The following is a 21,338-nucleotide window of genomic DNA, read 5'->3' as shown; positions in this document are numbered from 1 at the left end:
TCCGCAGTTCTACTTCCGCACCACCGACGTGACCGGCGCTTGCGAGCTGCCGGAGGGCGTGGAGATGGTGATGCCGGGCGACAACGTGAAGATGGTGGTGAGCCTGATCCACCCGATCGCGATGGACGAGGGCCTGCGCTTTGCCATCCGCGAAGGCGGCCGCACCGTCGGCGCCGGCGTGGTGGCCAAGGTCATCAAGTAAGCATCGCGCTGCCCGATTGGGGCAGGGTAGAAAAGCGGCAGCTTCGGCTGCCGTTTTTTTTTTCAGCTCCTGAGACAGAAATAGCCGCCGGGCTCTTCCCTTGAGCAACGCAAGTCGCTACACTTCGCAAGTTGTATAGAGGGGCGCGCCGCTGGCGGGCCACTCACACCGCGAAATGAGGTGCAGGATGCACTTCGAGTTCGCAGGCACGGATTGCCATTGGCTACGACACTGGATCGCAAGGCTCGCGCCTTGTTGATCTTTTGCTTTACGCCTTTTATACTTTTTTGCTCGGCAAGCCGCACTGCAGGCTTGCCGAATGTTTTAGGCGCCTGTCGGCTTGGCTGACACGGTTGCCGAACAGGCGGTTCAACAGGTTGTGCGGAGCGGTGAGAAGCCACTCCGATTCACAGTATTTGTTCTTTAGACAACAGGACACGGTTATGGCGAACCAGAAGATTCGCATTCGGCTCAAGGCGTACGATCACCGTCTGATCGACCGCTCGGCCAGCGAGATCGTCGAGACGGCCAAGCGCACTGGCGCAACGGTTCTCGGCCCGATTCCGCTCCCGACCAAGATCGAGCGCTACACCATTCTGGTGTCGCCGCACGTCGACAAGGATGCACGCGACCAGTACGAGACCCGTACGCACAAGCGTGTACTCGACATCGTTGACCCCAACGACAAGACCGTGGACGCGCTCATGAAGCTTGATCTCGCCGCTGGCGTCGATGTTCAGATCAAGCTCGGTTGAGCGATAGACAGGATACGAAAATGAGTATCGGACTGGTTGGCCGCAAGTGCGGCATGAGCCGACTCTTCACTGAAGATGGCCGCTCGATTCCGGTGACGCTGATTGAAGCGACCCCGAACCGCGTGACCCAGGTGAAGACGGAAGAAACTGATGGCTACAGCGCCGTGCAGGTTGCGGCGGGCGTGAAGCGCGCCTCGCTGCTGACGCAGCCGCTGAAGGGCCACTACGCCAAGGCGAAGGTTGAGCCGGGTCGTGGCCTGTGGGAATTCCGCGTTACCGCCGACGATCTGGGCAAGTATGCCGTCGGTGCAGAGATCAAGGCGGACGATATTTTCGCCGCTGGCCAGATCGTCGATGTCGCCGGTGTCTCCAAGGGCAAGGGCTTCCAGGGCACGATCAAGCGCTGGAACTTCAAGATGGGTGACGCCACCCACGGTAACTCGCTGTCGCATCGCGCCCCGGGCTCGATCGGCCAGCGCCAGACGCCGGGCCGCGTGTTCCCGGGCAAGAAGATGTCCGGTCAGATGGGCAACGTGAACCGTACGCAGCAGGGTCTGGAAGTGGTCAAGGTGGACGCCGAGCGTCACCTGATTGCTGTGAAGGGCGCTGTGCCGGGTGCAACCGGTGGCGACGTCGTCATCCGTCCGACCACCAAGGGTTGAGGAGAGACGCCATGGAACTCAATGTTATTGGCGCCAAGCCGCTCAGCGTGTCGGACGAAGTGTTCGGCGGTGAGTACAAGCAGGCCCTGGTTCACCAGGTGGTCGTCGCCTATCAGGCTGGCGGTCGCGCGGGCACCAAGGCTCAGCTGTCGCGTGGTGAGATGTCCGGCACCACCAAGAAGTTCAAGAAGCAGAAGGGCGGTGGCGCTCGCCACGGTGACTATCGCGCTCCGATTTTCGTTGGCGGTGGCGTGACGTTTGCCGCCAAGCCGCGCAGCTTCGAGCAGAAGGTCAACCGCAAGTCCTACCGCGTGGCCATCCGGTCGATCCTGTCCGAGCTCAATCGTGCCGGTCGCCTGAAGGTTGTCGAGAGCTTCGGCATCGACAATCCGAAGACCTCCGCGATGGTTGCCAAGCTCGCAGAGCTCGAGGTGTCCGGCCGAGTGCTGCTGGTGTCCGAGGATGCGTCCGAGTCGGTGTTCCTTGCCGCGCGCAACATCCCGTACGTGCACGTTCTCGACGTGATGGCGCTCAACCCCGTCAGCCTGGTCGGTTCTGACCATGTGGTGGTGACCGTCGAAGCGGTCAAGAAGATCGAGGAGTGGCTGGCATGAGCAACGAACGCATTCTCAACACGCTGCGTGCGCCGCATATCTCCGAGAAGTCTGCTCGTCTTGCCGAGAGCAACCAGTACGTATTCGTGGTCGCCCCCGAGGCAACCAAGGCCGATGTCCGTTCGGCGGTGGAGCAGTTGTTCGATGTCAAGGTCGAGCAGGTGAACCTCGTCAACGTCAAGGGCAAGGTCAAGTCCTTCCGTTTCCGCGCTGGCAGCCGCCAGGGCAAGCGCAAGGCCTACGTGCGCCTCGCCGATGGCCAGACCATCGATGTGTCAGCCAAGGCCTGAGCCAGGAGTTCTGTGAGATGGCACTAATTACGCACAAGCCGACCTCGCCCGGGCGCCGCGACGCAGTCAGCGTCCGCACCGAAGGTCTGCACAAGGGCGCACCGTACGCGCCGCTGACCGAGTCGCAGTCCAAGACCGGTGGCCGCAACCATTACGGTCGCATCACCACCCGTCACCGCGGCGGTGGTCACAAGCAGCACTATCGCATCATCGACTTCAAGCGCGACAAGGAAGGCATCGCCGGCCTCGTCGAGCGGATCGAGTACGACCCCAATCGCACCGCGCACATCGCGCTGCTGTGCTATGCGGACGGCGAGCGTCGCTACATCATTGCGCCCAAGGGCGTGGCGGTGGGTGATCGTCTGGTGTCCGGTTCCGATTCGCCGATCAAGGCGGGTAACTGCCTGCCGCTGCGCAACATCCCGGTCGGTTCGACCATCCACTGCATCGAGATGAAGGCTGGCAAGGGTGCGCAGATCGCACGCAGCGCCGGCGCCTCGGTCCAGCTGGTGGCACGCGAGTCCGGCTACGCCACGCTGCGTCTGCGCTCCGGCGAGATGCGTCGCGTGCCGGTCGACTGCCGCGCCACGATTGGCGAAGTGGGCAACTCCGAGCACAGCCTGAAGAAGCTGGGCAAGGCCGGCGCCAAGCGTTGGAAGGGCATTCGCCCGACCGTTCGCGGTGTGGTCATGAACCCGGTCGACCATCCGCACGGCGGTGGTGAGGGCAAGACTTCTGGTGGTCGTCATCCGGTCAGCCCCTGGGGCACGCCGGCCAAGGGCTACAAGACCCGCAACAACAAGCGCACGCAGCAGTTCATCGTGCGTCGTCGCAAGTAACAGGAAGCCGACATGCCGCGTTCTCTGAAGAAAGGTCCGTTCGTCGACCTTCACCTTGTCAAGAAGGTGGAAGCTGCGGTTTCCGCCAACAACAAGCGCCCGATCAAGACCTGGTCGCGTCGCTCGATGATCCTGCCGGAAATGGTCGGCTTGACCATCGCCATCCACAACGGTCGCCAGCACGTGCCGGTGCTCGTCAACGAGAACATGGTCGGGCACAAGCTCGGCGAGTTCGCGGTGACGCGTACCTTCAAGGGCCATGGCGGCGATAAGAAGGGCAAGTGATGAGCACTGAAGCCAAAGCGATCCTGCGCAGCGCCCGCATCTCGGCGCAGAAGGCACGCCTGGTAGCTGACCTGGTCCGCGGTCTCCCCGTGGGTCGCGCCAGCGACGTGCTGCAGTTCACCAACAAGAAGGCTGCGCAGCTGGTCCGCAAGGTGCTGCTGTCGGCTGTCGCCAACGCCGAGAACAATCTCGGCGCTGATGTCGACGAGCTGAAGGTCTCGAGCATCTTCGTGGACGAAGGTCCGGCGATGAAGCGCATGTACGCCCGCGCCAAAGGCCGCGGCTCGCGCATCCTGAAGCGCACCAGCCACATCACTGTGGTCGTTGGCAACTGACTGAGGGTATAGACGATGGGTCATAAAGTTCATCCCACCGGTATCCGCCTCGGCATCGCCAAGGACTGGAACTCGAAGTGGTACGCAAACAAGGCTGATTACGCCACCTACCTGGTCGCTGACCTGCGTGTGCGCGAGATGCTCCGCAAGAAGCTTGCTCAGGCTGGTATCTCCAAGATCCAGATCGAGCGTCCTGCCAAGACCGCCCGCGTGACGATCCACAGCGCCCGTCCGGGCGTGGTGATCGGCAAGAAGGGCGAGGACATCGAGAAGCTGCGCAAGGAAGTCAGCCAGATGATGGGCGTTCCCACGCACATCAACGTGAACGAAGTCCGCAAGCCGGAAATCGACGCGCAGCTGGTGGCCGAGTCGATCGCGCAGCAGCTCGAGCGCCGCATCATGTTCCGTCGCGCCATGAAGCGCGCCGTGGGCAATGCAATGCGCCTCGGCGCCCTGGGCATCAAGATCAACGTGTCCGGCCGTTTGAACGGCGCCGAGATTGCACGTTCCGAGTGGAGCCGCGAGGGCCGGGTGCCGCTGCATACGCTGCGCGCCGACATTGACTACGGCACCGCCGAAGCCAAGACCACCTACGGCATCATCGGCATCAAGGTGTGGATCTACAAGGGCGAGATCTTCGACATGGCGCAGGTCGGCCAGGAGTCGAAGGAAGAGCAGTCGCAGCCGCGCCGCGAAGGTGGCGAGGGTCGTCGTGAAGCGCGTCGGGACGGCGAAGGCCGTCGTGACCGGTCGGCGAAGTAAGGAGAGTTGCCATGTTGCAACCCAAGCGAACCAAATTCCGCAAGCAGTTCAAGGGCCGCAATGACGGCCTGGCTTTCAGCTCCAACCTCGTCAGCTTTGGCGAGTACGGCCTGAAGGCGACCACTCACGGTGCATTGACCGCACGCCAGATCGAGGCTGCTCGTCGTTGCATCACCCGCTACGTGAAGCGCGGTGGCAAGTTGTGGATCCGCGTGTTCCCCGACAAGCCGATCACCAAGAAGCCGATCGAAGTGCGAATGGGTGCGGGTAAGGGTGGCGTCGAGTTCTGGGTCGCTCCGATCCAGCCGGGCCGCATGCTTTACGAGATCGAGGGTGTGGACGAGTCCACGGCACGCGAGGCGTTCCGCCTGGCCGCTGCCAAGCTCTCGGTGCAGACCCAGTTTGTCAGCCGGGCGGTGATGTAATGGCCATCAAAGAAATCAACAACAAGTCGGTCGAAGAGCTGAACCAGCATCTGCTGGACCTTCGCAAGGAGCAGTTCAATCTGCGCATGCAGAAGGGCACCGGCCAGCTCAGCCAGCCGCACCAGCTGCGCCGCGTTCGGCGCGACATCGCCCGCACGAAGTTCGTGCTCGGCGGCAAGAAGTAAGGGACGGCGGACATGAGCGACAATCAGAAACAGGCACGCACCCTCGAGGGTCGCGTGGTCAGCAACAAGATGGACAAGACGGTGACGGTCCTGATCGAGCGCCAGGTGCAGCACGGCCTGATCGGCAAGATCATCCGTCGCTCCACCAAGCTTCACGCCCAGGATGATCTGGGTGCGAACGAGGGCGACGTGGTGCGCATTGCGGAATGCCGTCCGCTGTCCAAGACCAAACATCATCGCGTGGTTCAGATCCTCACGCGCGCCAACGTCTAAGGGAGGGTGCAGACATGATCCAGATGCAAAGCACGCTTTCCGCAGCGGACAACAGCGGCGCCAAGGAAGTGATGTGCATCAAGGTGCTCGGCGGCTCCAAGCGCCGCTACGCCTCGATCGGTGACGTCATCAAGGTCACCGTGAAAGATGCCATCCCGCGCGGCAAGGTGAAGAAGGGCGAGGTGTACAACGCCGTGGTCGTTCGCACGGCCAAGGGCGTGCGTCGTCCTGACGGTTCGCTGATCCGCTTCGACGGAAACGCGGCCGTTCTCCTCAACAACAAGCTCGAGCCGATCGGTACCCGTATTTTCGGACCGGTCACCCGCGAGCTGCGCAGCGAGAAGTTCATGAAGATCGTCTCGCTCGCGCCCGAAGTGCTCTGAGCGGAGTAATAACCATGAACCGTATCCGCAAGGGTGATCAGGTCCTCGTGATCACCGGCAAGAACAAGGGCCAGCGCGGCGATGTGCTGCGCGTCGATGGCGACCGCGTCTTCGTCGCCAACGTGAATCTGGTCAAGCGCCACACCAAGGCGAATCCCCAGGCCAACCAGCCCGGCGGTATCGTCGAGCGTGAGGCCTCGATCCATCTCTCCAATGTGCAGCTGTTCAACCCCGCCACGAACAAGGGTGAACGCGTCGGCACCAAAACGCTCGAAGATGGGCGCAAGGTCCGCGTGTTCCGTTCGTCTGGCGAGGTCGTGGACGCGTAAGGAACACGATCATGACGCGCCTTCAAAATTTCTATAAAGAGCAGGTCATCGCCAAGCTCACCGAGAAGTTCGGCTACGAGAACGTGATGCAGGTTCCCCGCATCACGAAGATCACGCTGAACATGGGTGTGGGTGAAGCGGCCGGCAACAAGAAAGTTCTCGAGAACGCCGTGGCCGACATGGCGAAGATCGCAGGCCAGAAGCCGATCACGACCAAGGCGCGCGTGTCTGTCGCCTCGTTCAAGATCCGTGATGGCTGGCCGATCGGCTGCAAGGTCACCCTGCGCCGCGCGCAGATGTGGGAGTTCCTGGACCGCCTGATCAACATCTCGCTGCCCCGCGTCCGCGACTTCCGCGGTGTCTCGGGTCGCGCGTTCGACGGCCGTGGCAACTACAACTTCGGCATCAAAGAACAGATCATCTTCCCGGAAATCGACTTCGACCAGATCGACGCGATGCGTGGCATGGACATCTCCATTACCACCACTGCCAAGACCGACGCCGAGGCCAAAGCGCTGCTGGAAGCCTTCAGCTTCCCGTTCCGCAACTGATCGCGAGATACCTATGGCAAAGACATCAATGGTCAACCGCGATATCAAGCGGACCAAACTCGTCCAGAAGTACGCCGCCAAGCGCGCCGAACTGAAGGCAATCGTGCTGAGCCCCACCGCCTCGTATGACGAGAAGATGGACGCGCAGACCAGGCTGCAGAAGCTGCCCCGCGACGCGAGTCCGGTGCGTCAGCGTACGCGTTGCGCTCTCTCGGGTCGTCCCCGCGCGGTTTACAAGAAGTTCGGCCTCGGCCGTAACAAGCTACGCGAAGCCACCATGCGTGGTGACGTACCGGGCCTGCGCAAGGCCAGCTGGTAAAAATACGAGTCACGGCTGCCGGATGCGTCCGCCAGCCCGCTCCAGCGGGGGAGGGAAGCCTTCCCCGTCGACGTTATTGTCGCCTCGATAGTCGCTAAAATCGGAAAAGCCTGCTACACTCGTCGGTCTGCGCAACGCAGGCTGCCGCTCGCGGCGGCTCACAATCTAGAATTGATTTCCGGTTTTATCGGATATCGGTGCACTCTGAAGGATGTTTTTCATGAGCATGACTGATCCCATCGCCGATCTGTTTACGCGCGTCCGCAATGCCCAGCTTTCGGGCAAGCACGCAGTGAGCATGCCGTCGTCGAAGTTGAAGGTGGCCATCGCCAACCTTCTCAAGAACGAGGGCTACATCCTCGACGCCAAGACCTCCGATGTGGAGGGCAAGCCGGTGCTCGAGATCAAGCTCAAGTATTTCGAAGGCCGCCCGGCCATCGAGACCATCAGCCGAGTCAGCCGTTCCGGCCTGCGGGTTTACCGCGGCAAGGAAGAGCTGCCCAAGGTGCTGGGCGGTCTCGGTATCTCGATTATCTCGACTTCCGCCGGTCTGCTGACCGACGCGCAGGCCCGTGCAAAGGGTCTGGGCGGCGAAGTCATCGGCCAAGTGGCATAAGGAGTCGACGATGTCCCGTGTTGCTAAAAAGCCGATCAGCCTGCCCAAGGGCGTCGAGTTGAAGGTTGCCGAAGACGGCATCACCGTGAAGGGTCCGAAGGGCTCGCTGTCGGTGCATGCGCTGCCTGGCGTGAGCGTGGCCGTGAATGACGGCGTTGCCACCATCTCCCTCGCCGATGGCGCCGATGACAAGTTCGGTGGTACTGCGCGTGCGCTGCTGGCCAACATGGTCAAGGGCGTGTCCGAGGGTTACGAGCGCAAGCTGGAGCTGGTCGGCGTCGGTTACCGCGCGTCCATGGCCGGCAAGGCGCTGAACCTGAGTCTCGGTTTCTCACATCCAGTCGTGTTCAACGCGCCCGAGGGCGTGAGCATCGAAACGCCGACGCAGACCGAGATCCTGATCAAGGGTTCGGACAAGCAGAGCGTTGGCCAGGTGGCTGCCAAGATTCGCGGTTTCCGTCCGCCGGAGCCCTACAAGGGCAAGGGTGTGCGCTACGCCGGCGAGAAGATCACGCTGAAGGAAGCCAAGAAGGCCTAATGCGGCCCCCGGCGTTGCCGGGTGCCAGCACAAGTCGATCCGCTTCCTGGAGAAATATGACGATGAACAAGAACGAATCCCGCCTGCGCCGCGCCAAATCCACTCGTGCACATATCCGCAAGCTCGCCGTTGCGCGGCTTTCGGTGCATCGCACGGGCCAGCATCTCTACGCCCAGGTCTTCGATGCCTCGGGCGAGAAGGTGGTCGCTGCCGCCTCGACGGTGCAGAAGTCGGTCGCCGAGGGCCTGAAGGGCACCAAGAACCTCGAGGCGGCTGCGGCCGTCGGCAAGGCAGTTGCCGAGCGCGCGATGGCCGCCGGCATCGAGTCGGTCGCGTTCGACCGCTCCGGTTTCCGCTACCACGGTCGCATCAAGGCGCTGGCTGATGCTGCGCGCGAGGCCGGCCTGAAGTTCTGATCTGCCGCCGGCGCTCCGGCGCCGGATCAGTCGCGGTACCTACAACTCCAAGCGGCTCAGCCGCAAGTAAAAGTCCCGGACTGCCGGGCACATGGAAACGAACATGTCCTCAAATGATCGCGAAAATTCGGACGGCCTGCTCGAGAAGCTGATCGCCGTCAACCGCGTGGCCAAGACCGTCAAGGGTGGCCGCCAGATGAGCTTCACCGCGCTGACCGTGGTTGGCGACGGCGAAGGCCGTGTCGGCTTCGGTTACGGCAAGGCACGGGAAGTGCCCGTGGCCATCTCCAAGGCCATGGAGCGCGCTCGCCGCCAGATGGTGAACATCGAGCTCAACAACGGCACGCTTTGGTACGCCATCAAGGCCAACCACGGTGCGGCCCGCGTCTACATGCAGCCCGCTTCCGAGGGTACCGGCGTGATCGCCGGCGGTGCCATGCGCGCGGTGCTCGAAGTGGTCGGCGTCAAGAACGTGCTGGCCAAGGCCGTGGGTTCGCGCAATCCGATCAACCTGGTGCGCGCCACCATCAAGGGTCTGCAGGCCGTGGCCTCGCCCAAGAAGATCGCCGCCAAGCGTGGCAAGACCCTGGACGAGGTGCTGGGCAATGGCTAAGAAAGAGAATTCCGCCGACAAGACCGTGCGCGTGCGCCTGGTCAAAGGCCTGCGCGGCGTGCAGGGTCGTCACCGTCTGAGCGTCAAGGCCCTGGGTCTGGGCAAGCTCAATGACGTCCGTGAACTGAAGGACAGCCCGCAGGTGCGTGGCCTGATCAACACGGTCTACTACCTGGTTCGGGTCGAGGAGTAAGCATCATGCGTCTGAATGACATCAAGCCGGCCGCCGGTTCGCGCAAGACGCGCCTTCGCGTCGGTCGTGGTATCGGTTCGGGTCTCGGCAAGACCGCCGGTCGCGGCCACAAGGGTCAGCACGCTCGCGCGGGCGGTACCCACAAGTACGGTTTCGAGGGCGGCCAGATGCCGCTGCAGCGTCGTCTTCCCAAGGTGGGCTTCCGCTCGCTGAAGAAGGCCGAGAGCCAGGAGGTCTTCCTGTACCAGCTGGCCAACCTCAAGGCAGACGTGATCGACGTGGTGGCGCTGCATCAGGCTGGCCTGATCAACAGCCGCGCCAAGAAGGTCAAGGTTGTCGCCAAGGGCGAGATCGGTCGCGCCGTAAAGCTTTCCGGCATTCTCGCCACGGTTGGCGCCAAGGCGGCCATCGAGGCGGCCGGCGGCAGCGTGGAGTAACGAGGTGGCCGCAGCCAAGGGCACACAGCTCGGATCGCTGGGCAAGTTGACGGAGCTTCGTCAGCGCATCTTCTTCGTGATCGGTGCGCTGATCGTCTTCCGGCTTGGTTCGTTCATCCCGGTGCCGGGCGTCAACCCCGAGGCGATGACCCGCCTGATTGAGCAGCAGGGTGGCGGTTTGCTGAACATGTTCAACATGTTCTCGGGCGGTTCGCTCTCGCGCATGTCGGTGTTCGCGCTTGGTGTCGTGCCGTACATCTCTGCGTCGATCGTGGTCCAGATGATGGGCTCGGTGATCCCCAGCCTGCAGAACCTTCGCAAGGAGGGCGAGGCAGGTCGCCGCAAGATGACGATGTACACCCGCTTCGGCACCGTCGGTTTGGCGGCGTTCCAGGCATTCGGTATTGCGGTCGCGTTGCAGAAGCAGGTCGATGTGGGCGGCGTGCCGGTGGTCTACATGCCCGGCATGGGCTTCGTGATGGCATCCGTGGTGGGTCTGACGGCCGGCACGATGTTCTTGATGTGGCTCGGCGAGCAGATCACCGAGCGCGGCATCGGCAACGGCATCTCGCTGCTCATCTTTGCGGGTATCGTGGCCGGCTTGCCCGGCGCGGTAGCGCACACATTGACCATGCAGGCCAACGGTGAGCTCGGCAATGGCCTGAAGCTGATCCTGATCGTTGTGTTGATCCTGGCGGTCACGGCATTCGTGGTGTTCATGGAGCGTGCCCAGCGGCGCATCACGGTGAACTACGCGCGTCGCTCCGGCGGCCAGCAGGCGTACATGAACCAGAGTTCGCACCTGCCGTTGAAGATCAACATGTCGGGTGTGATCCCGCCGATCTTCGCCAGCAGCCTGCTGATGTTCCCGGCAACCGCGTTGACCTGGTTCGGCACCGGCCACCAGTCGCGCTGGCTGCAGTCGCTGACACAGGCGCTGACGCAGGGCGAGCCGTTGCACGACGTGATTTTCGCGGTGCTGGTGATCACGTTTGCCTTCTTCTATACGGCGATCGTCTTCAACTCGCAGGAAACGGCGGACAACCTCAAGCGCTCCGGTGCGCTGATTCCCGGCATTCGTCCGGGCAAGGCGACAGCGACGTACATCGATTCGGTGATGACGAGGCTGACGGGTGTGGGCGCGCTTTACCTGGTGCTGGTCTGCCTGGTTCCCACGTTCATGCAGAAGTCGTGGAACGTGCCGTTCTACTTCGGCGGCACCTCGCTGCTGATCGTGGTGGTGGTGGTGATGGACTTCACCTCGCAGGTGCAGGCTCACCTGGTCAGTCACCAATACGAAGGTTTGCTCAAGAAGGCCAATCTCCGGCGCAACTGATGGCTGCTGGGGCGCAGGGGTCGGTCTTATCGTAGGGAAGTGGCGGCGGGTGCCGCGGGGCTTTCCAGTAAGGTTAATTCAGGTTAAAATTGCGCGTTTACCGCGCACGAAACGCATCGGAGAAAGAACATCATGGCGCGCATCGCGGGTGTCAATTTGCCAGTCCAGAAACATGTCTGGGTCGGCCTGCAGAGCATTTACGGGATCGGCCGCAGCCGGGCCAAGAAGGTCTGCGTGGACGCAGGCGTGGTTGCAACCACGCCGATCAAGTCCCTCAGTGAGGGTGAGGTGGAGAAGCTCCGCCACGAAATCGGCAAGTACGTTGTCGAGGGTGATCTGCGTCGCGAGGTGGGTATTGCCATCAAGCGTCTGATGGATCTGGGTTGCTACCGCGGTCTTCGCCACCGTCGTGGCCTGCCGGTGCGCGGTCAGCGCACGCGTACCAATGCTCGCACCCGCAAGGGCCCGCGTCGCGCGATCAGGAAGTAACGGATTTCAACTATGGCTAAGCCTGTCAAGACCAAGAAGAAGATCAAGCGCGTTGTCACGGATGCCGTGGCCCACGTGCAGGCCTCCTTCAACAACACCATCGTCACCATTACCGATCGCCAGGGCAACGCCCTGTCGTGGGCGACTGCCGGCGGCGCGGGTTTCCGCGGCTCGCGCAAGTCCACTCCGTTCGCTGCCCAGGTCGCCGCCGAGAAGGCTGGTCGCGCCGCCGGCGATTACGGCGTCAAGACCGTCGAAGTGCGCATCAAGGGTCCCGGCCCGGGCCGCGAGTCCGCGGTGCGTTCGCTGAACGCGCTCGGCTACAAGGTGCTCAACATCATTGACGTCACGCCGATTCCGCACAACGGCTGCCGTCCCCCCAAGAAGCGTCGAGTCTAAAGGAGCATACCCATGGCCCGTTATCGTGGAGCTACCTGCAAGCTCGCCCGTCGTGAGGGTGCAGACCTCAGCCTGAAGAGCCCGGCCCGTGCGCTGGATTCCAAGTGCAAGCTGGAGAACAAGCCCGGCCAGCATGGCGCCAACAAGCGCATGCGTCTGTCCGACTACGCCGTGCAGCTGCGTGAGAAGCAGAAGGTCAAGCGCATCTACGGTGTGCTCGAGCGTCAGTTCAGCAATTACTACACCAAGGCTGCCAGCTCGAAGGGCAACACCGGCGAGAATTTGCTGCGCCTGCTCGAGAGCCGTCTGGACAACGTCGTGTACCGCATGGGTTTCGCGGTCACCCGCGCCCAGGCCCGCCAGCTGGTCGCCCACAAGGCGATCCTGGTCAACGAGAAGAAAGTGAACATCCCTTCCTACCAGGTTCGCCCTGGCGACGTGGTGGCCCTTACCGAGCGCGCGCGCAATCAGCTGCGCGTGCAGGAAGCGGCAACCGTGTTCGACACCATGGACCTACGTCCGCAGTGGGTGGAAGTGGATGCCAAGAAGTTCGCCGGCACGTTCAAGTCGGTGCCGGATCGCGGTGATCTGCCGTCCGACATCAATGAAGCGCTGATCGTCGAGCTTTACTCGAAGTAATCAACCGGAGCTCTGCATGGCAGTTTCGTCAACTAGCGTGCTGCGGCCTCGCGGCCTCAGCGTCGAACAGCTCGGAGCCAACCGCGCCAAGGTGGTGGTCGAGCCGCTCGAGCGCGGCTTTGGACACACCCTGGGCAATGCGCTGCGTCGCGTGCTGCTCTCTTCGATCCCCGGCAGTGCCATCGTCGAGGTCGAGATTGACGGCGTGCTTCACGAGTACACCACGCTTGAGGGTCTGCAGGAGGACGTGATCGAAGTCCTGCTTAACCTCAAGGACGTGTCGATTCGCCAGCACTCCGGCGATGAGGTCACGCTTGTCCTGTCCAAGAAGGGCAAGGGCGTGGTCACGGCCGGCGATATCACCGTGGATCACACGGTCGAGATCATCAATCCGGAACACGTGATCTGCCACCTGACCAAGGACATTTCGCTCAACATGCGTCTGAAGGTGCGTCGCGGCGTCGGCTATCAGCCGGCCAGCGCGCGCCAGCATCCGGACGATGAGGCGCGCCCGATCGGCCGCCTGCAGCTCGATGCGTCCTTCGCGCCGGTGCTGCGCGTGGCTTACGAGGTGGATGCCGCTCGCGTCGAGCAGCGCACCAACCTCGACAAGCTGGTCCTCGATATCGAGACCAATGGCACGATCGGCGCGGAAGACGCGGTCCGCAAGGCCGCCGAGATCCTCAATGACCAGCTGTCGGTGTTCGGTGACTTCTCGCGTCGCGAGAGCGCCACCGAATCGGCCGAAAAGAGCGGGTTCGACCCGTTGCTGCTGCGTCCGATCGACGACCTGGAGCTGACGGTGCGTTCGGCCAATTGCCTCAAGGCCGAGAGCATCTACTACATCGGTGATCTGGTGCAGAAGACTGAGGTCGAGCTGCTCAAGACGCCGAACCTCGGCAAGAAGTCGCTCACCGAGATCAAGGACGTCCTTGGCGGTCGTGGTCTTGCTCTGGGCATGAAGCTCGAGAACTGGCCGCCGCCGGGCCTGTCGCACGGCATGCAGCTGGGTTGATGATCAGACGTTGCGGCTTGCGGGCCGCAGCGTCGTCTCGCTGGCGCGTCGAGATTCGGCGTCGCGAGGATGAAGGAGTGGCCCGTAGAGGTCGCGCTCTTACAAACGGCTCCGAGATAACAGGGCCTATATAGCGGGCAACCGCGGAAAGCCGGACTCCTGAGCCGGCTTTTCATAACAACAGACAGAGAGTTCAACCATGCGCCACCAGAAATCCGGGCGGAAGCTCAACCGTACCAGCAGCCATCGCGAAGCGATGTTTCGCAACATGGCCGCCTCGCTCGTCAAGCACGAGCTGATCCGCACCACCCTGCCCAAGGCGAAGGAACTTCGCCGCGTGGCCGAGCCGCTGATCACCCTGGCCAAGACCGACGGCGTGGCCAATCGCCGGCTCGCTTTCTCCCGTCTGCGCGACAAGCAGGCGGTGGGCAAGCTGTTCGTGGAACTCGGCCCCCGTTTCCGCGAGCGTCCCGGCGGCTATTTGCGCATTCTCAAGTGCGGCTTCCGTCCCGGCGACAACGCGCCCATGGCGTATGTCGAGCTGGTGGATCGCCCGCGCGAGACCGCCGCGGTCGACGCCGAGTAAGCGCTGACGCGGGACACTCCGTGCCCCGAAGACATGAGCCCCGGCAGGTATCCTGCCGGGGTTTTTTATTGGCCGCATCGCGCCTCGACCGGCCGGCTGACACCGACGTGACGAACGGTTACTGTCGGCTACCGCATTGCACCACGACGCCATGAATCCTCTCGCCTGGTCCTATCGTTCCGTTGCCCTTGCCGGCTTTCTGATCTGCGCAGCCTTGCTTGGATACGCGCTGTATGCCGAGCACGTGCTGGCCATGATCCCCTGCCCGCTGTGCATCTTCCAGCGCATCGGCTTCATGGTGATGGGCGTCTTTTTCCTGCTGGCTGCAGTGCACGCGCCTCGCGGCGGCCTGCGGTGGCTTTACACCGGTGGTGTGTTGCTCGGCGCGGTGTTCGGCATCGCGGTCGCCGGGCGTCACCTGTGGATCCAGTCGCTGCCAGCGGACGAAGTCCCTCAGTGTGGCGGGGATCTCAGCTACATGCTCGACACGTTTCCGTTTGCCAAGGTGCTGAAGCTGGTGTTTACCGGCTCCGGTGAGTGCGCCAAGGTGCAGCCGGTATTCGGCCTTCCGATGCCGGCCTGGACGCTGCTGTGGTTCGTGGTGCTGGCGGTGTGGATGGTGCTGGCGACGCGCAGGCGCCGGGGCTGATATGGGCACACGGCCATCCCCCGACGCGGCAACCCATGGGTCCGGCGAGTGGTCGCCGGTGTCGTGGCAGGCGCGAACCGCGTTGCAGCAGCCGACCTACGACGATGCCGTCGAGCTCGCTGCGGCCACTGCGCAGCTGGCGGCGCTGCCGCCGCTTGTGACCTCCTGGGAAGTGCTGGCGCTGAAACAGGCACTGGCCGAGGCACAGGACGGTGACCGCTTTCTGCTGCAAGGCGGCGACTGCGCCGAAAGCTTCGCCGACTGCACCAGCCCGATCATCTCCAACCGGCTCAAGGTGCTGCTGCAGATGAGTCTGGTGATGGTGCACGGGCTGAAGAAGCCGGTGCTTCGCGTGGGCCGCTTCGCCGGCCAGTACGCCAAGCCGCGTTCGGCGGACACGGAAACGCGTGACGGCGTGACGCTGCCGAGTTTCCGCGGCGACGTGGTCAACGCGCCGGCGTTCACGCCGCAGGCGCGGCGTGCCGATCCGCAACGATTGATCCAGGCCCATGCGCATTCCGCACTGACGATGAACTTCGTGCGTGCTCTGATCGATGGTGGCTTCGCCGATCTGCATCATCCGGAGTATTGGGATCTCGCCTGGGTCGAGCATTCGCCCATGGCGGCGGAGTACCGGCAGATGGTCGCCTCGATCGGCGACTCGCTGCGCTTCATGGAGACCCTGGCCGGCCCGATAGCCGGCTTCTCGCGGGTGGATTTCTTTACCTCGCACGAGGCGCTGCTGCTGCACTACGAGCAGGCGCTCACGCGGCAGGTGCCGCGGCACCCCGGCTGGTTCAACCTGTCCACGCATTTCCCGTGGATCGGCATGCGCACCGCCGCGCTCGACGGCGCCCACGTGGAGTACTTCCGCGGCATCCGCAATCCGGTGGCGGTGAAGATCGGCCCGTCGGTGACGCCCGAGCAGCTGCTGCCGCTGATGGATGCGCTCAATCCGGATGACGAACCCGGCCGGCTCACGCTGATCCACCGCATGGGTAACGCCGCCATCGCCGACAAGTTGCCGCCGCTGCTGCAGGCGGTGAAGCGCGAGGGCCGCCGCGTGCTGTGGGTCGCCGACCCCATGCACGGCAATACCGAAAGCACCTCCAACGGCTACAAGACGCGCCGCTTCGACAACATCCGCGGCGAGCTGGACCAGGCGTTCGACATCCACGCCGCGGCCGGCACGCGCCTCGGCGGCGTGCACCTGGAACTCACCGGCGAAGACGTCACCGAATGCCTCGGCGGCGCGCGCGACCTGGTCGAGCTCGATCTGGATCGCGCCTACAAGTCCACCGTCGATCCGCGGCTCAACTACGAGCAGTCGCTGGAGCTGGCGATGCTGATCGTGCGCAAGTCCGGCGGCATGGCATAAGCGCTCAACGCGCGGTCGCGGCTTCGGCCGCAATGCGCTGCTGCATCGATTGCTCGCCCAGCGCTGCATACGCCTTGCACGCCTTGGGATCACGCAACGCATCGCGATCTCCGGCGTCGCGCGCGGCCAGCCGTTTGAGCAGATCGCTGGCCTCCGGATGCGGCGTCATCAGGATGTCGCAGGGCAGGGCGGCGAGCATCCCCAGCGCGCGGTGGAAGTCGCCCAGACGCTCGGGATGGGCCGGATCGGTGTAGCGGTAGTTTCCCGCGGCCAGCAGGGTGAGGCTGTCGGCATAGACCATGGCCCGGCATTGAGCGCCCTCGCACGAGGTCCAGCTCCAGCTCGTGCTGCCCGGCGTGTGGCCCGGCGTGGCGTGCGCCCGGATGGCCAGCGGCCCCGCGTGCACCGTGTCTTCGTCGCCGATCACGCGCACGGTCTTTACTGCCGGAAACAGCGGTGCGTCGCCGTGCTGCGGATCGTCCACGTCCTCGCCGCCCGCGCGCAGCGCGCGCGCCTGCGCTGCGCGGGCTGCCACCTCGGCGCCGCTGTCACGCGCGAGCGCCGCGATCGCGCCGGCATGGTCGCCGTGCGCGTGGGTGTTGAGGATGACCTTGATGTCACGCAGGCGAAAGCCGAGCGCGCGGATGTTCGCCTCGATCATCGGCGCGTTCTCGGCCAGCGTACCGTCGATCAGCACGTGGCCCTGGGGCGAGGTGATCAGGATCGCGCCCAGGCCGCGGCTGCCGACGTACCAGGTGTTGCCGTAGATGCGCTCCGGCGCCTGCGGCTGGCGCCAGGTGGCGCGCATCGCGGCACCGGGCGAGGCGGCATCGGTGGCGCCAGCGCTGGCGACCAGCATCAAACCCGCGGCGGCGAGGGCGAATCGGTGGTGCAGGTGCATGCGTGGTCTCCCCTTGAGGTGATGAGCCCACGCACGCTACTGGTCGCAGGGGGCGTCCATCGGGCGATGCGTGGGCACCGCGATGACACGCTCAGTGCGCGAGCTGCGGCGTGCCCCCCACCGTGTCGAGGAAACGCGGCGCCTGCCAGACCTGCGAGTGCTGCTCGTAGCCGTAAGCGATGCCGATCAGCGTCGGTTCGCTCCACTTGGCGCCGAACAGCACGATCCCCACCGGCAGGCCGTGCGCGAAGCTCGCTGGCACGGTGATCGACGGATAGCCCGCCACGGCCGCCGGTTCGGTCGCGCCTCCGCCCACGATGTGGTCGCCCAGCACCGGGTCGGTCATGAAGGCCGGGCCGGAGGAGGGCGCCAGCAGCGCGTCGAGGTGATCCTTCGCCAGCGCCGCATCGATGCCCTCGGCGCCGGCCAGTCGCTTGGCCTTGGCCTGTGCCTCGACGTAGGCCTTGTCGGTCAGCGGCCCGCGCGCCTGCGACTGCTCGAACAGCTCCTGCGCGAACCAGGGCATTTCGCGATCCGCGTGCGCGGTGTTGAAAGCGATCAGGTCGGCCAGGGTCTTCACCTTCAGGCCGGTGCGGGTGGCGAGGTAGGCGTTGATGTCGTGCTTGAAGTCGTAGCTGAGCACGGTGCCCTCCGGCTCGCCCAGTTCATCCAGGTGCGGCAGCGTCACGGGGTCCACGATGATCGCACCCTGCGCCTTCATCACCGCGATCGCCTGCTCCAGCGCGCGGTCCGCGTTCGGCTCGGCTCCCACCAGCGCGCGCACCACGCCGATCCGCTTGCCCTCGAGTGCGCTGGCATCGAGGAAGCGGGTGTAGTCGGTGGCGTGGCGGTCGGCGTCCTTGGTGGCGGGGTCGGCCGGATCGCTGCCGGCGATCACGCTGAGCAGGGCGGCCGCATCGGCGACGCTGCGCGCCATCGGGCCGGCGGTGTCCTGGTTGTGGCTGATCGGCACGATGCCGGTACGGCTGACCAGCCCCAGCGTGGGCTTGATGCCGACCAGCCCGTTGCTGGCCGAGGGACAGATGATCGAGCCGTCGGTCTCGGTGCCGATCGCCACCGGCGCCAGCCCTGCCGCCACCGCCGCGCCGGAGCCGGCGCTGGAACCGCACGGGTTGCGGTCCAGTGCGTACGGGTTGCGCGTCTGGCCGCCGCGACCGCTCCAGCCGCTGCTGGCGTGGGTGGAGCGGTAGTTGGCCCATTCGCTGAGGTTGGTCTTGCCCAGGATGATCGCGCCGGCGGCTCGCAACCGGGCCACCAGCGGCGCGTCATTGGGTGCCGGTGCGTCGGCCAGCGCCAGCGAGCCGGCGGTGGTGAGCATGCGGTCGCCGGTGTCCACGTTGTCCTTGAGCAGCACCGGGATGCCGTAGAGCAAGCCCGGTTTGGCCGTCTGTGCGCGGGCGGCATCGGCGCGGGCGGCGAGGGCGAGCGCGTCGGGGTTGGTCTCGATCACGGCGTGCAGGGCCGGGCCCTTGCGGTCGATGCGCTCGATGCGCTCGAGCGATTGCTGCACCAGTCCGTGCGAGGTGAGCTTGCCTTCGCGCATGGCCTGCTGGAGTTGTGCCAGCGAGGCATACGCGGGATCAGCCGACTGCGCCGGCGCGGCGCTGGCGAGCAGGGTGAGTGCGACAGTGGCGTACAGCGCGGGCAGACGCATGGCGGATGGCTCCGGTAGTGGGCGTTGCGACAGGTTGTCGCGATCTTTCCAGATTAACGGCTCGCCTGCCGGCCGCGTGCCACCGGGCGGCCTATACTCTGGTCATGACTATCTCCTCATTGCCCCCACTCCGGGCGGCGTTGCTGCTGGCGTGTGTCGTCGCTGCCCCGGTTCACGCCGGGGAAGATGCGCCGCACACCGTGCCCGACACGTTGGCCCAGCGCATCGCCTCCTGCACCGCCTGCCATGGCGAACACGGCGAAGGCACGCCCGACAGCGGCTTCTTCCCGCGCCTGGCGGGCAAGCCCGCCGACTACCTCGCGCGCCAGCTGCGGTATTTCCAGCAGGGGCTGCGCAAGTACGGGCCGATGGAATACACCGTGCGCCCGCTGAGCGACGCGTACATGCACGAGATCGCCGACTATTTCGCGGCGCAGCAGGTGCCCTACAGCCGCTCGCCCGCGCCCAAGGTGTCCGATGCGCTGCTCGCGCGCGGCGAGGCGCTGACCGTGCATGGCGATCCAGCGCGCAAGGTTCCCGCCTGTGCCGCCTGCCACGGCAGCCAGCTCACCGGGGTGGAGCCGTCGACGCCGGGGCTGGTCGGCCTTCCCTACGACTACGTCAGCTCGCAGCTCGGCTCCTGGCGTACCGGAACGCGTGCGGCGGCCGCGCCGGACTGCATGGCGACCATCGCCAACCGCCTCTCGCCGGAGGACATCACCGCGGTGTCTGCCTGGCTGGCCAGCCGGGAGTTGCCAGCGGACATGCACGCCCAAGCGGCGGGCTCGGTGCAGCCGCCACTGCAGTGCGGCGTGCTCGGCGGGCCGACCGCTGCTACCGCGAGCGCGGGAGACGGCGCATGAAGTGGCTGATCCGTTCCTTCCTTCTGCTGCTGGTGCTGGCGCTCGGCGTCGTCGGGTGGTGGTTGTTCGCCTCCCATCGCGGCGACAACTCGGCAGCCCGTACAGGGCAGCTGACCGCAGGCGAGAACCTGGCCGATCGGGCACTGATCGCGCGCGGCCAGCACCTGGTGACGCTGGGCGACTGCGCGGCCTGTCATACCCGCCGCGGTGGCGCGGCGTTTGCCGGCGGCTATCAGGTGCCTACGCCGTTCGGCAACATTCCCTCGCCGAACATCACGCCGGACGACGAAACCGGCCTGGGCCGCTGGAGCTTTGCCGATTTCTGGCAGGCGCTGCATGCGGGCAAGGGACGGCACGGCGAGTTCCTGTACCCGGCGTTCCCGTACACCTCGTACACCAAGGTCACCCGCGACGACGCGCTGGCGATGTTCGCCTATCTCAAGTCGCTGGCGCCGGTGCGCCAGCCGGCCAGTGCCCTGGGCCTGACCTTCCCGTACAGCGTGCGCAGCGCGCTGGCGGCGTGGCGCACGCTGTACTTCCGCGAGGGGGTCTACCAGCCCGACGCGTCGAAGTCGACGCAGTGGAACCGGGGCGCCTACCTGGTGCAGGGCCTGGGTCACTGCAACGAGTGTCACGTGGCCCGCGATGCGCTCGGTGGCATGAGCGATCGCCCGGCGCTGTCCGGCGGCCGCATCCTGGCGCAGGACTGGTACGCGCCGGATCTCAGCACCCAGGCGCACGGCGGGCTGCAGGGCTGGAGCCGGCAGGACATCGTGGACCTGCTCAAGACCGGCCAGTCAGCCAAGGGCAGCGCATTCGGCCCGATGGCCGAGGTGGTGTCGCTCAGCACGCAGCACATGGGCGACGCGGACCTCGAAGCAATTGCCACGTATCTGCAGTCCCTGCCGCCGCGTCCGCAGCCGGCGCTCGCGGCATCCGCCATCGATGCCTCCGCCCAGATCAAGCAGGGCCAGGCGATCTACCGGCAGCGTTGCGCCGACTGCCACGGCGCCGATGGCAACGGCGTGGCCGGCGTCTATCCGCCACTCAACGGCAATTCGTCGGTGGACGAGCCGACCGGCATCAATGCAATCCGCGTGGTGTTGCTGGGCGGGTTTCCGCCCGTGACGGCCGGCAACCCGCGGCCGTATTCGATGCCTCCGTTCGCGCAGTCGCTGAGCGATGCCGAGGTCGCCGCGGTGGTCAGCTACATCCGACAGGGCTGGAGCAACCGGGCCTCGCCGGTGCTCGAGCGCGACGTGGGCAAGTATCGCCAGACGCCGATCGACTGATCGCACGGCACACGGTCGTCGATGCACAGAGCCCGCGTTCGCGGGCTCTCTTGCATGACCCGCCGCGGCGCCAGACCCTACTGCGGCGCATGGC

Annotated in this window: 34 protein-coding genes; 32 read left to right on the top strand and 2 right to left on the bottom strand. The window is 64.9% G+C overall.

Annotation, left to right across the window (positions count from 1 at the left end):
• From VFG40_RS08855 to VFG40_RS08710, 30 genes are all read left to right on the top strand, one after another.
• Positions 1–202, top strand: a 202-nt coding sequence (locus VFG40_RS08855; RefSeq protein WP_525931239.1) for an EF-Tu C-terminal domain-related protein, incomplete at its 5' end; no start/stop codon positions are given.
• Between the two features lie 443 nt (positions 203–645).
• Positions 646–957 carry a 30S ribosomal protein S10 gene (rpsJ, locus tag VFG40_RS08850; protein ID WP_017461875.1) on the top strand — a complete coding sequence of 104 codons (312 nt, stop codon included), beginning with the start codon at positions 646–648 and terminating at the stop codon, positions 955–957.
• 20 nt (positions 958–977) lie between these two features.
• Positions 978–1,619: a 50S ribosomal protein L3 gene (rplC, locus tag VFG40_RS08845; RefSeq protein WP_324896988.1), complete on the top strand. Its 642-nt coding sequence runs from the start codon at positions 978–980 to the stop codon at positions 1,617–1,619.
• An 11-nt stretch (positions 1,620–1,630) separates the two neighbouring features.
• Positions 1,631–2,233 (top strand): 50S ribosomal protein L4, encoded by a 603-nt coding sequence (gene rplD / locus VFG40_RS08840; protein ID WP_324896987.1) that lies wholly within the window; start codon positions 1,631–1,633, stop codon positions 2,231–2,233.
• Positions 2,230–2,523 (top strand): 50S ribosomal protein L23, encoded by a 294-nt coding sequence (gene rplW / locus VFG40_RS08835; protein WP_324896986.1) that lies wholly within the window; start codon positions 2,230–2,232, stop codon positions 2,521–2,523. The genes rplD and rplW overlap by 4 nt, the downstream gene beginning before the upstream one ends.
• Positions 2,524–2,540: 17 nt before the next feature.
• Complete coding sequence (rplB, locus tag VFG40_RS08830) at positions 2,541–3,362, top strand: 50S ribosomal protein L2 (RefSeq protein ID WP_324896985.1); 822 nt, start codon at positions 2,541–2,543, stop codon at positions 3,360–3,362.
• Between the two features lie 12 nt (positions 3,363–3,374).
• Positions 3,375–3,647 carry a 30S ribosomal protein S19 gene (gene rpsS, locus VFG40_RS08825; RefSeq protein ID WP_017461870.1) on the top strand — a complete coding sequence of 91 codons (273 nt, stop codon included), beginning with the start codon at positions 3,375–3,377 and terminating at the stop codon, positions 3,645–3,647.
• Complete coding sequence (rplV, locus tag VFG40_RS08820; RefSeq protein WP_324896984.1) at positions 3,647–3,982, top strand: 50S ribosomal protein L22; 336 nt, start codon at positions 3,647–3,649, stop codon at positions 3,980–3,982. The genes rpsS and rplV overlap by 1 nt, the downstream gene beginning before the upstream one ends.
• 15 nt (positions 3,983–3,997) lie before the next feature.
• The gene (rpsC, locus tag VFG40_RS08815) at positions 3,998–4,744 is read left to right on the top strand and encodes a 30S ribosomal protein S3 (protein ID WP_324896983.1); all 747 of its coding nucleotides are present in this window, start codon (positions 3,998–4,000) and stop codon (positions 4,742–4,744) included.
• An 11-nt stretch (positions 4,745–4,755) separates the two neighbouring features.
• On the top strand, positions 4,756–5,169 hold the full coding sequence (gene rplP / locus VFG40_RS08810; protein WP_324896982.1) for a 50S ribosomal protein L16: 414 nt from the start codon (positions 4,756–4,758) through the stop codon (positions 5,167–5,169).
• On the top strand, positions 5,169–5,354 hold the full coding sequence (rpmC, locus tag VFG40_RS08805) for a 50S ribosomal protein L29 (protein WP_324896981.1): 186 nt from the start codon (positions 5,169–5,171) through the stop codon (positions 5,352–5,354). The genes rplP and rpmC overlap by 1 nt, the downstream gene beginning before the upstream one ends.
• Before the next feature lie 12 nt (positions 5,355–5,366).
• A complete protein-coding gene (gene rpsQ / locus VFG40_RS08800) occupies positions 5,367–5,627 on the top strand; it encodes a 30S ribosomal protein S17 (RefSeq protein ID WP_324896980.1) in 261 nt (86 codons plus the stop codon).
• A gap of 14 nt (positions 5,628–5,641) precedes the next feature.
• Complete coding sequence (rplN, locus tag VFG40_RS08795) at positions 5,642–6,010, top strand: 50S ribosomal protein L14 (RefSeq protein ID WP_077515260.1); 369 nt, start codon at positions 5,642–5,644, stop codon at positions 6,008–6,010.
• A gap of 14 nt (positions 6,011–6,024) precedes the next feature.
• Positions 6,025–6,339 carry a 50S ribosomal protein L24 gene (gene rplX / locus VFG40_RS08790; protein ID WP_324896979.1) on the top strand — a complete coding sequence of 105 codons (315 nt, stop codon included), beginning with the start codon at positions 6,025–6,027 and terminating at the stop codon, positions 6,337–6,339.
• An 8-nt stretch (positions 6,340–6,347) separates the two neighbouring features.
• The gene (gene rplE, locus VFG40_RS08785; protein ID WP_324896989.1) at positions 6,348–6,890 is read left to right on the top strand and encodes a 50S ribosomal protein L5; all 543 of its coding nucleotides are present in this window, start codon (positions 6,348–6,350) and stop codon (positions 6,888–6,890) included.
• 13 nt (positions 6,891–6,903) lie between these two features.
• A complete protein-coding gene (gene rpsN, locus VFG40_RS08780; RefSeq protein ID WP_324896978.1) occupies positions 6,904–7,209 on the top strand; it encodes a 30S ribosomal protein S14 in 306 nt (101 codons plus the stop codon).
• A 220-nt stretch (positions 7,210–7,429) separates the two neighbouring features.
• A complete protein-coding gene (rpsH, locus tag VFG40_RS08775; protein WP_324896977.1) occupies positions 7,430–7,825 on the top strand; it encodes a 30S ribosomal protein S8 in 396 nt (131 codons plus the stop codon).
• A 10-nt stretch (positions 7,826–7,835) separates the two neighbouring features.
• Entirely contained in the window at positions 7,836–8,363 is a 528-nt protein-coding gene (gene rplF, locus VFG40_RS08770; protein WP_324896976.1) for a 50S ribosomal protein L6, read from the top strand.
• A 56-nt stretch (positions 8,364–8,419) separates the two neighbouring features.
• Positions 8,420–8,779 carry a 50S ribosomal protein L18 gene (rplR, locus tag VFG40_RS08765; RefSeq protein ID WP_324896975.1) on the top strand — a complete coding sequence of 120 codons (360 nt, stop codon included), beginning with the start codon at positions 8,420–8,422 and terminating at the stop codon, positions 8,777–8,779.
• Positions 8,780–8,882: 103 nt separating this feature from the next.
• Positions 8,883–9,392, top strand: a complete 510-nt coding sequence (gene rpsE, locus VFG40_RS08760) for a 30S ribosomal protein S5 (protein ID WP_324896974.1) — start codon at positions 8,883–8,885, stop codon at positions 9,390–9,392.
• Positions 9,385–9,585, top strand: a complete 201-nt coding sequence (rpmD, locus tag VFG40_RS08755; protein WP_324896973.1) for a 50S ribosomal protein L30 — start codon at positions 9,385–9,387, stop codon at positions 9,583–9,585. Before rpsE ends, rpmD begins: the two co-directional genes overlap by 8 nt.
• Before the next feature lie 5 nt (positions 9,586–9,590).
• Entirely contained in the window at positions 9,591–10,022 is a 432-nt protein-coding gene (rplO, locus tag VFG40_RS08750) for a 50S ribosomal protein L15 (protein ID WP_324896972.1), read from the top strand.
• 4 nt (positions 10,023–10,026) lie between these two features.
• Positions 10,027–11,358, top strand: a complete 1,332-nt coding sequence (gene secY / locus VFG40_RS08745; RefSeq protein ID WP_324896971.1) for a preprotein translocase subunit SecY — start codon at positions 10,027–10,029, stop codon at positions 11,356–11,358.
• A 132-nt stretch (positions 11,359–11,490) separates the two neighbouring features.
• On the top strand, positions 11,491–11,847 hold the full coding sequence (gene rpsM, locus VFG40_RS08740; RefSeq protein ID WP_324896970.1) for a 30S ribosomal protein S13: 357 nt from the start codon (positions 11,491–11,493) through the stop codon (positions 11,845–11,847).
• Between the two features lie 12 nt (positions 11,848–11,859).
• The gene (rpsK, locus tag VFG40_RS08735) at positions 11,860–12,246 is read left to right on the top strand and encodes a 30S ribosomal protein S11 (RefSeq protein WP_007513384.1); all 387 of its coding nucleotides are present in this window, start codon (positions 11,860–11,862) and stop codon (positions 12,244–12,246) included.
• Between the two features lie 12 nt (positions 12,247–12,258).
• Positions 12,259–12,885 (top strand): 30S ribosomal protein S4, encoded by a 627-nt coding sequence (gene rpsD / locus VFG40_RS08730; RefSeq protein WP_324896969.1) that lies wholly within the window; start codon positions 12,259–12,261, stop codon positions 12,883–12,885.
• Positions 12,886–12,901: 16 nt separating this feature from the next.
• Positions 12,902–13,900, top strand: coding sequence for a DNA-directed RNA polymerase subunit alpha (locus VFG40_RS08725; protein ID WP_324896968.1), 999 nt, complete (start codon positions 12,902–12,904; stop codon positions 13,898–13,900).
• Between the two features lie 199 nt (positions 13,901–14,099).
• On the top strand, positions 14,100–14,486 hold the full coding sequence (gene rplQ, locus VFG40_RS08720) for a 50S ribosomal protein L17 (RefSeq protein WP_324896967.1): 387 nt from the start codon (positions 14,100–14,102) through the stop codon (positions 14,484–14,486).
• A 151-nt stretch (positions 14,487–14,637) separates the two neighbouring features.
• Entirely contained in the window at positions 14,638–15,135 is a 498-nt protein-coding gene (locus tag VFG40_RS08715; protein ID WP_324896966.1) for a disulfide bond formation protein B, read from the top strand.
• A 1-nt stretch (position 15,136) separates the two neighbouring features.
• A complete protein-coding gene (locus VFG40_RS08710; RefSeq protein ID WP_324896965.1) occupies positions 15,137–16,513 on the top strand; it encodes a class II 3-deoxy-7-phosphoheptulonate synthase in 1,377 nt (458 codons plus the stop codon).
• A 4-nt stretch (positions 16,514–16,517) separates the two neighbouring features.
• Here the strand turns inward: VFG40_RS08710 and bla are convergent, their stop codons facing one another.
• Both bla and VFG40_RS08700 read right to left on the bottom strand, forming a co-directional pair.
• Positions 16,518–17,414: a subclass B3 metallo-beta-lactamase gene (gene bla / locus VFG40_RS08705; RefSeq protein WP_324896964.1), complete on the bottom strand. Its 897-nt coding sequence runs from the start codon at positions 17,412–17,414 to the stop codon at positions 16,518–16,520.
• Between the two features lie 91 nt (positions 17,415–17,505).
• A complete protein-coding gene (locus VFG40_RS08700) occupies positions 17,506–19,089 on the bottom strand; it encodes an amidase (RefSeq protein WP_324896963.1) in 1,584 nt (527 codons plus the stop codon).
• A gap of 104 nt (positions 19,090–19,193) precedes the next feature.
• Here VFG40_RS08700 and VFG40_RS08695 point away from each other — a divergent pair, with 104 nt between their 5' ends.
• Positions 19,194–19,952 carry a c-type cytochrome gene (locus tag VFG40_RS08695; protein ID WP_324896962.1) on the top strand — a complete coding sequence of 253 codons (759 nt, stop codon included), beginning with the start codon at positions 19,194–19,196 and terminating at the stop codon, positions 19,950–19,952.
• Positions 19,949–21,244: a c-type cytochrome gene (locus VFG40_RS08690; protein ID WP_324896961.1), complete on the top strand. Its 1,296-nt coding sequence runs from the start codon at positions 19,949–19,951 to the stop codon at positions 21,242–21,244. Before VFG40_RS08695 ends, VFG40_RS08690 begins: the two co-directional genes overlap by 4 nt.
• Positions 21,245–21,338: the final 94 nt, after the last annotated feature.

Origin of the sequence: Dyella sp. (assembly GCF_035685805.1) — a bacterium.
Lineage (GTDB): Bacteria > Pseudomonadota > Gammaproteobacteria > Xanthomonadales > Rhodanobacteraceae > Dyella_A.
This window is presented reverse-complemented; position numbering and strand designations above follow the sequence as displayed.